This window comes from Amycolatopsis rhizosphaerae, from assembly GCF_007713715.1.
Lineage (GTDB): Bacteria > Actinomycetota > Actinomycetes > Mycobacteriales > Pseudonocardiaceae > Amycolatopsis_E > Amycolatopsis_E rhizosphaerae.
Genome location: NZ_VJWX01000311.1, coordinates 1 through 8,429, shown reverse-complemented (window position 1 = coordinate 8,429; position 8,429 = coordinate 1). Strand labels below are relative to the sequence as shown.

Annotated in this window: 7 protein-coding genes; 1 reads left to right on the top strand and 6 read right to left on the bottom strand. The window is 73.0% G+C overall.

The features are described from left to right. From FNH05_RS25440 to FNH05_RS25420, 5 genes are all read right to left on the bottom strand, one after another. Window positions 1-1,204: serine hydrolase domain-containing protein (locus tag FNH05_RS25440; protein WP_144591233.1), on the bottom strand; the 1,204-nt coding region annotated here is incomplete at its 3' end. Between the two features lie 32 nt (window positions 1,205-1,236). Then, on the bottom strand, window positions 1,237-2,067 hold the full coding sequence (locus FNH05_RS25435) for a siderophore-interacting protein (protein ID WP_144591232.1): 831 nt from the start codon (window positions 2,065-2,067) through the stop codon (window positions 1,237-1,239). A gap of 74 nt (window positions 2,068-2,141) precedes the next feature. Beyond that, window positions 2,142-3,971 carry an FtsX-like permease family protein gene (locus tag FNH05_RS25430; RefSeq protein WP_144591231.1) on the bottom strand — a complete coding sequence of 610 codons (1,830 nt, stop codon included), beginning with the start codon at window positions 3,969-3,971 and terminating at the stop codon, window positions 2,142-2,144. Window positions 3,972-3,974: 3 nt separating this feature from the next. After that, on the bottom strand, window positions 3,975-4,736 hold the full coding sequence (locus FNH05_RS25425; RefSeq protein WP_144591230.1) for an ABC transporter ATP-binding protein: 762 nt from the start codon (window positions 4,734-4,736) through the stop codon (window positions 3,975-3,977). An 88-nt stretch (window positions 4,737-4,824) separates the two neighbouring features. Continuing rightward, window positions 4,825-5,928, bottom strand: coding sequence for an ABC transporter ATP-binding protein (locus tag FNH05_RS25420; RefSeq protein ID WP_144591229.1), 1,104 nt, complete (start codon window positions 5,926-5,928; stop codon window positions 4,825-4,827). 93 nt (window positions 5,929-6,021) lie between these two features. On the opposite strand from FNH05_RS25420, the gene FNH05_RS25415 reads away from it, so the two are divergent. Next, entirely contained in the window at window positions 6,022-7,200 is a 1,179-nt protein-coding gene (locus FNH05_RS25415; protein WP_246127938.1) for an ROK family transcriptional regulator, read from the top strand. Window positions 7,201-7,407: 207 nt separating this feature from the next. Here FNH05_RS25415 and FNH05_RS25410 read toward each other — a convergent pair. Beyond that, the coding region (locus FNH05_RS25410; RefSeq protein WP_144591228.1) for a vWA domain-containing protein at window positions 7,408-8,429 on the bottom strand (1,022 nt) is incomplete at its 5' end.

Genomic DNA, 8,429 nt, shown 5'->3' with positions numbered 1-8,429 from the left:
GTTCCTGGCGGACGGGGTGGGTGCTGGAGGGCAGCAGCTGCGTGAAGAACAGAGCGGTGACCTCCTCGGCGGGATCCACCCAGAAGGCGGTGCTGGCCGCGCCGCCCCAGGCGAACTCGCCGACGCTGGCCAGGCTCTTCGCCTTGACGGGGTCGATCAGCACGGAGAACCCGAGGCCGAACCCGTGCCCGTGGAACGGCATTTCCGCGAACAGCGGCCTGCCGTAGGCCTCCAGGTCCACCCCGCCGGGCAGGTGGTTGCTCGCCATCAGCGCGACCGCGCGCGGGCTGAGCAGGCGGACGCCGTCGAGCTCCCCGCGGTTGAGCAGCATCTGGGTGAACCGGTGGTAGTCCGCCGCGGTCGACACCAGGCCGCCACCGCCGGACAGGAAGTCGGGGCGGGAGCGGCCCGTCTGGCCGAACGCGTCGTTGCGCACCGCCTTGCGGGTGCCCGGCTTCGGCACGTACAGCGCGGCGAGCCGTTCGGCGGCCTCGCCCTCCACCCAGAACCCGGTGTCGTCCATGCCCAGCGGCGAGAAGATCCGCTCCGCGAAGAACTCGTCGAGGTTGCGGCCCGACACGACCTCGACCAGGCGCCCGAGCACGTCGGTGGACACCGAGTAGTTCCATTCGCTGCCCGGCTGGCAGATCAGGGGCAGCTCCGCCCACTTCCGGGTGCACGCCGCGAGGTCCATCCCGGCGGGCGCGCCCCATTCGAAGCCCGCGGCCCGGTACATCGCATCCACCGGGTGACCGTGGTGGAACCCGTAGGTCAGTCCCGCGGTGTGCGTCAGCAGATGCCAGACGCGGATCGGTTCGGTGGCCGGTTCGGTGAGCGGGTTGAGCGCCGATCCCTTGACGTAGACGCGGGGCTGGGCGAACTCCGGCAGCCACCGGGAAATCGGGTCGGTGAGGTCGAAGGCGCCCTCCTCGTACAGCATCATCGCCGCCACCGAGGTCACCGGCTTGGTCATCGAATAGATCCGCCACCGGGTGTCCGTCTCGACCGGGAGCCCGGCCTCGACGTCCCGGTACCCGTGGTGGGACAGGTGCACGATCCGGCCCCGGCGGGCCACGGCGATCAGCCAGCCCGGAAGGAGCCCCTCGTCGACGTACCGCGCGAAATGCCGGTCGATCCGTGCCAGCCTGTCCGCGTCGAACCCGGCCTCGGCCGGTTCGACGTCCACCTTCAGCTCCGTCGCCATGATGGGCACTGTCGCTGCCACGCGGCCCCGCGTCAAGCGTCGCGGCGGTCCTCTTCGAGGGCGCGCTCGGCGGCCTTCTCGGCGCGCCACTGCTCGTCGGTCGCCCCGCGCCGCCAGTACCCGGACACCGACAGCAGGTCCCGGCGCAGCCCGCGTTCGCCGAGCAGGTACCGGCGCAACTGCCGGACGAACCCGGCCTCGCCGTGCACGAAGGCCTGCACGATGCCGCCCGGGGAGTCCATCGCGCGCACCGCGGTCACCAGGTCCTCCCCGGCGCCGCGGTGGATCCAGCGGATCTGCGCGTCGCCCTTGGTGACCAGCGGCTGCTCGTCCTCGGCCCCGTCCACCTCGAGGAACACCCGTACCGGAACCCCGGCGGGCATCCCCTCCAGGGTCAGCGCGATCGCGGGCAGCGCGCTCTCGTCCCCGACGAGCAGGTGCCAGTCGGCCTCGGTGCCGGGCGCGTACGCCCCGCCCGGCCCGGTGAACAGCAGTTCGTCCCCGGGCTTCGCCCGCCGCGCCCACGGCCCGGCGATCCCCTCGTCACCGTGGTGCACGAAGTCGATCGCCAGTTCCCCGGCGACCGGGTCGAAGGAGCGCACGGTGTAGCTGCGCTGCTTGGGCCACTGCTCGCGCGGCAGGCTCGCCCGGACCGTGTCCAGGTCGAACGGTTCGGGATAGCGCACGCCGGGCACCGGGAACAGGACCTTGACGTAGGCGTCGGTGAACCCGTTCGGTGTGAAGGCCGCCAGCCCCTCGCCACCGGCGACGATGCGGACGAAGTGCGGGGTCAGCCGCTCGGTCCGCAGCACGCGTAGGCTGATCGTGGGCCGGCCCCGCCGTGCGGGTTTCTCCTGCGCCATCCGCGCTCCTTCGTCTCGTCACCCGTCCTCGAACTTAGGCTACCCTAAATCGCCGGGCGGGCGGCGAACCCCGGTCACTCACGCGCGCCCAGCAGCCCGACCGGAGCCTGCCGCGTGGCCGAAATGCTGGTCCACACGCTGGTCAGGCCGACCACCGTGAACGCGCCCAGCACGACCAGGCCCAGCGTGGCCCAGGGCAGGGACAGGGTCGCGGTACCCAGGATCCGCCCGGTTGCCCTGGTGATCCCGGTCAGCGCGGCGGAAGCCGCGGCCAGGCCGAGCAGCAGCGCGATGACCACGACCGCCAGCGACTCCACGAGCGCCATCACCACCACCTGCCGCCGCTTCAGCCCGGTCACCCTGACCACGGCGAACTCCCGCCGCCGCTCCGCGGCCGCGATCACCACCGCGTTGATCACCGCGATCACCGAGTACAGCCCGGCCAGGCCCATGAGCACCGTCATGATCCCGGAGCTGGTCTTCTCCTGCTTCGAAGAGCCGGTGGCGATCCAGTCGCCGACCGTGGTGACCGGTCCCGGAAGCGACGCCGCGACCTTCGCCGGGTCCGCACCGGGCGCCAGTTTCACGATCGTGTGCGCCGGGGCGTTCCCGAGCAGCGACGACGGCACCAGATCCCGCGGCAGCAGGTAACCCGGACCACCCACGAACGAGTCGGGCAGCACCGCCACCACGCGAGTGCCGAACTCGCGATCCCCGATCCGCACGGTGATCGCGTCCCCCAGCGCGGCCTCGCGGGCCGCCACCGCCATCCCGTGCAGGTCGTCGAAGGAGCCCGCCACCGGCGCCTCCCGGTGTGTCCGCCGGTAGTCCCCCGCGTCCACGACCAGCGCCTGCTTCTCCTTCACCTTCCGCTTGCCCGACTTGTCGAACGCCACGACGACCGGCACCGTCGTCTCCGTCGAGGCGACCGCGACGCCCGGCACCGGCCGCGCCGGGGCGGAGGCGGCCACCAGGTCCGCGTCCAGATCCCGCACCATCTCCTGCCTGCCCGCCGCCGTCAGCGTGGACAGCGTGCCCGACAGGCCCACGACCAGCGCGACCAGCACCAGCAGCGGCGCCGCGGTGGAAGCACTGCGCCGGACCCCGTCGGCCAGGTTCGCCCTGGCCAGGGTGCCGAGCGTGCCGCGCCCGAGCACCAGCCCGAAGACGCGGCTCGCCAGCGGGACCAGCAGCGGGCTGAGGGCGCTGAGCCCCACCGCGGCGGTGACCGCGGAGTTGACCGACAGCGGGATGGCCGCACTCGCCCCGGCGAACACGGCGACGATCGCCAGCGCGACCGCACCGGCCACGAAGAGGATCCCGAAGAACCACCGGGAGAAGGTCATCACCCTGGCGGCCTCACCGCTCTCCCGCAGTGCCTCCAGCGGCCGCACCTTCGCCGCGCGCCGCGACGCGGCGAGCACCCCGAACAGGGACACGCCGACGCCGACCCCGGCGGACACCCCGATGATCCAGCCCTGCCACTCCGGCGAGAACGCGGCGGGCAGGAACTCCAGTCCGGTCAGTATGCGGCTCTGCAGCCCCATCACGCCCATGCCCGCCGGGATGCCCAGCGCGGTCCCGATCAGCCCGAGCAGCAACGCCTCCGACAGCAGCAGGCGGCGCACCTGCCCGCGGCTGCCGCCGATCAGCCGCAGCAGCGCGAGATCGCGCCGCCGCTGCGCGATGGTGAAGGCGAAGGTGGAGCTGACGATGAAGACGGCCAGGAACGCGGCGATGCCCAGTGTCATCGCCAGGAGCGTGATCGCCTCGACGTGATCGAGCGCGGACAGCAGGATCAGCAGGGAGGACTGGACCAGTGCCACGCCGAGTGCGACGGTCACGATCGCGCCGAGGAACAGCTGCCACCGTTCGCGGAAGGTGGCCACGGACAGTTCGAACACGCCTCAGCCCTCCAGCGCGGCGAGCCGGTCGGCGACCTCGCGCGCCGAGGGGTGGGCGAGGCGGTCGACGATCCGTCCGTCGGACAGGAACACCACCGAGTCCGCGGCGGCCGCCGCGACCGGATCGTGGGTGACCATGACGATGGTCTGGCCGATGGTCTCCACCATCCGCCGGAGCAGGCCGAGCACCGTGCGCGCGGAGTGGGAGTCCAGCGCTCCGGTGGGTTCGTCGGCGAAGAGCACCGACGGGCGCATCGCCATCGCCCGCGCGATCGCCACGCGCTGCTGCTGGCCACCGGAGAGTTCACGCGGCCGGTGCCGCAGCCTCTCCCCCAGTCCCACCTCCGCCAGCACCGCCCGTACATCCTTTTTGGACACGCGCTGGCCCGCCAGCCGGATCGGCAGGGCCACGTTCTGCTCGGCGGTGAGCGAGCCGACGAGGTTGAAGCTCTGGAAGACGAATCCGACGGTCCCGCGGCGCAGCGTGGTGAGCCGGTCGTCCGAGGCCGCGGTGATGTCGTGCCCGGCAAGGGTCACCTGGCCGCTGGTGCACTGCTCCAGCCCGGCAGCGCAGTGCAACAGGGTGGACTTGCCCGAACCGGACGGCCCCATCACCGCGGTCCACGAGCCGGCCGGAAAGCCGATGCTCACCCCGTCCAGAGCGCGGACCCGCGCCTGGCCGCTGCCGTATTCCCTGGTGACCGACCGGAGTTCGACCGCGGTGGCGGTACCGGCCTGGTCGCCGATGGCGATCGCTTGCGTCATGGGCCCATCACACCAGCGGGACGCTTTTCGATCACCCGTGCGATCCCCCGGGCCCGGGGTAGGGCCGTCCCTACCCCGGGCGAGCGCGTCAGGCGTCCGGAAGGCGTTCGCCGCTTTCCGGGTGGAAGGCGTGCACGTCGCCCGCGTCGGCGATGGTCACCTCGACGGTCTCGCCGATCTGCGGCGCGCGGCGGCCTTCGGCCCGCACCACGAACCGTTCCGGCGTGTCGCCGATGCGGATGCTGCCGTGGATGTAGGCGTCCGCGCCCAGCTCCTCGACCAGCTCGACGGTCAGCTTCGCGGCCTGCTCCCCCTCGCGCGCCGGGCGGAGCGACTCCGGCCGCACGCCGAGCTGGATCCGGTCCACCCCGGCCGCCTCGGCGGCGGCGAGCGTGGCCCGGGGCAGCGGCACGGTGAGCCCGTCGAGCCGCGCGCCCCCGGCGGTGAGCGCGACGGTCTTGAGGTTCATCGCGGGCGAACCCATGAAACCGGCCACGAAGGCGTTCTGGGGCCGCTCGTAGAGGTTGCGCGGCGTGTCGCACTGCTGCAGCTTGCCGTCCTTGAGCACGGCGACCCGGTGCCCCATCGTCATCGCCTCGACCTGGTCGTGCGTGACGTAGATCGTGGTGGTACCCAGCCTCTTCTGCAGCGCCGCGATGTTCGCGCGCGTCTCCACGCGGAGCTTGGCGTCCAGATTGGACAGTGGTTCGTCCATCAGGAACACCGCGGGCTCGCGGACGATGGCGCGTCCCATCGCCACGCGCTGCCGCTGCCCGCCGGAAAGCGCCTTGGGCTTGCGGTCGAGGTAGGGCGTGAGGTCGAGCAGAGCCGCCGCTTCCCGGACCCGCTGGGCGATCTCCGCCTTGGGCAGGCGCTTGAGCTTGAGCGCGAAGCCCATGTTCTCCGCGACGGTCATGTGCGGGTAGAGGGCGTAGGACTGGAACACCATCGCGATGTCGCGGTCCTTGGGCGGAGTGTTCGTGACGTCGCGGCCGTCGATGTGGATCGCGCCCTCGTCGACGTCTTCGAGTCCGGCGAGCATGCGCAGCGCCGTCGACTTGCCCGAGCCGGACGGGCCGACCAGGACCAGGAACTCGCCGTCGGCGATCTCCAGGTCGAGCGCGTCGACGGCGCGGACCGGCGGGGAGCCGGGGTAGAGCCGGGAGGCTTGCCGGTAACTGACCTCTGCCATCGCTGACCGCCTTTCGCGTCGTTGCCGGGGTCGTGTCTAACGGGCCGGGAGCCGGGGCCGCCAGAGTTGGTAAGTTCACTAAACTTTCCAATCATGGAGTCTTCCCGGGTGGGCGCCGGCGCCAAGGCGATGCGGCGCCACAACCTCGCGCTGGTGATGAACCTGATCGCCCGCTCCGCGCCGGTCTCCCGGGTCGAGGTGGCCGAACGGGCCGGGCTGACCAAGGCCACCGTCTCCGCCCTGGTCACGGAGCTGATCTCGGCGGAGCTGGTGCGAGACCTCGGCCCGGCACCCGGCCGGGCGCCCGGCCGTCCCGCCGGGCGGCTCGTGCTCGACCCCTACGGCCCGGTGGCGATGGGGCTGCAGTTCGGTGCCGACTTCGCCGCCGCCGCCCTCCTCGACCTGTCCGGCCGCCCGCTGGCCCGGCACGTGCGGCGGTTCGACGTCGCCGCGGTCCCCGCCGCCGAAGGAGCACGGGCCGCGCGGCCGGTCCTGCGGCGGCTGTTCGAGGAGGCGACGCTGGCCGGGCGGCTGGTGGCGGGCATCGGGATCACCGTCGGCGGCACGGTGTCCCCGGGCCCGCGAGGACGGCCCGTGGTCACCTGGGCCCCGGCCCTGCGCTGGCGCGACGTCGACGTGATCGGGCTCGTCTCCGCCCAGCTGCGGGAACTCGACCTGCACGGGCTGGACGTGCGGCTGGCCGGCGAGGTGGCGTGCGCGGCGCTGGCCGAGTACCAGGCCGGAGCCGCCGGGGACTGGCTCTACCTCGGCGGGGAGGACGTGATCGGCCTCGCGCCGCTCAACCCGGACCTCACCCTCGCCGGAGACCTCGGCCACGTCCCCGTGCGGCGCCGCGGCGAGCCGTGCCCGTGCGGGAACCGCGGCTGCCTGGACCGCTACGCCGGGCGGGCCGCGATGGCGGCCGCGGCCGGCCTCGCCGGTCCCGGCCCGTCCCGGCTGCTGGGGAACGAGGACGCGGTCACCGGCCTGATCCGCCGCGGCGACCCGGCCGCGCACCGGGCCCGTGACGCCGCCGCCGACGCCCTCGCCGACGCGCTGGTCCCGGTGCGCGCCCTGCTCGCCCCGGACACCGTCGTGCTCGGCGGGCGGCTGGGTGCCTTCGGCGAGCCACTGCGCCGCCGCGTGCAGGACCGTCTTCCCGGGCTGGTCCTCCGGCAGGCGAAGCTCGGCGCGGACGCCGCCCTGCACGGCGCGGCGGGCAGCGTGATCGCCCGGGTGATCGCCGACCCCCTCACCTGGATCGACGGCTGACCCCTCCGCCTGGAGGTGTTTTATAAGCGGCGGAGCCGCTTGCGGTGGGCCGTCAGCTTGCACCGCCGCGGGTTCTGACGTGGTTCCTCGCTAGAACAGCGCTGCCAGCGCTCTTGAATTGGCATTCATGAGGAGGCGATCCCACAGCGAGGGGCCGCGTCAGGTTCCGCTACCCGCACCGCCACGCAAACTACTTCGACACAGGCCTTAGGCGAGGGCGTCGAGGAGGGGGGTGAGGGCGTCGAGCCGGTGGGCGCTCACCACGGCATCGCAGTACGGCCAGGCGGCGGCCATACCGCCGGCGAGCGGCCGGTAGCCGGGTTTCGCGGTGCGTGGGTTGACCCATACGATCCGGTGCGCCAGCCGGGACAGGCGTTCCATCTGCGCGCCGAGAAGTTCGGCGGGCCCGGTTTCCCAGCCGTCGGAAACGATCACCACGACCGCGCCGCGTGCCATCCCGCGCGCACCATACCCGTCGAGGAAGTCCCGCAGTGCCATCCCGATTCGCGTGCCGCCCGCCCAGTCCGGCGCCTCCTCCCCCGCCTTCCGCATCGCCAGCGCGGGTTTCGCCCTGAGTGCGCGGGTGAGCCGGGTCAGGCGCGTGGCGAAGGTGAACACCTCCGCGCGGGTCCCCCCGGCCGCACACACCAGCAATTGCAGCATCGCCCGTGCGTGCGCCTGCATGGAGCCGGAGATATCGCACAGCACCACCAGTTTCCGCGGTTTCCACCGGGGACTCCACCGGCGCAGCACGGCCGGTTCCCCGCCGCTGCGCCGGGACCGGCGCAGGGTTTCCCGCAGGTCCACGCGCCGCCCGGCGGGCGTCGCCCGTTTACGGCGGGTCCGCCTCGGCGGGGGCGCCAGCCGCAGCCGCCGCATCGCGTCGCGCAGCAGCGCCAGTTCCCCGGGTTCCAGGTCCCCGAAGTCACGGGAAGCCAGCCGTTCCACGGCGCTGCCCGCCGACGCGACCGCCAGCTCGCGCACCCGTCCCGGTTCCCGGGGTTCGGCCCCCACGGAGAACACGGCCTTCTTGGCATCCACTGTGGACAAAGGTGGCTCCGGCCGGTCGCCGCGGAAGTCGGCCGGGTCGACGCCCCCGCCGAACACCGCGGTGAACACGCGGTCGACGATCTCGACCTCGCCCGGCGCCGAGGCCAGGGTGGCCAGCGCACACCAGCGGAGCTCACCGGTCCGAACCGGCGAGAGCAGCAGCACCGCGCGGGTGAACC

What these genes read in the sequence shown, in the direction of transcription:
- FNH05_RS25435 (WP_144591232.1), bottom strand. Translation starts at nt 2,067, where the DNA reads ATGGCGCAGGAGAAACCCGCACGGCGGGGCCGGCCCACGATCAGCCTA.
- FNH05_RS25425 (WP_144591230.1), bottom strand. Translation starts at nt 4,736, where the DNA reads ATGACGCAAGCGATCGCCATCGGCGACCAGGCCGGTACCGCCACCGCG.
- FNH05_RS25420 (WP_144591229.1), bottom strand. Translation starts at nt 5,928, where the DNA reads ATGGCAGAGGTCAGTTACCGGCAAGCCTCCCGGCTCTACCCCGGCTCC.
- FNH05_RS25415 (WP_246127938.1), top strand. Translation starts at nt 6,022, where the DNA reads ATGGAGTCTTCCCGGGTGGGCGCCGGCGCCAAGGCGATGCGGCGCCAC.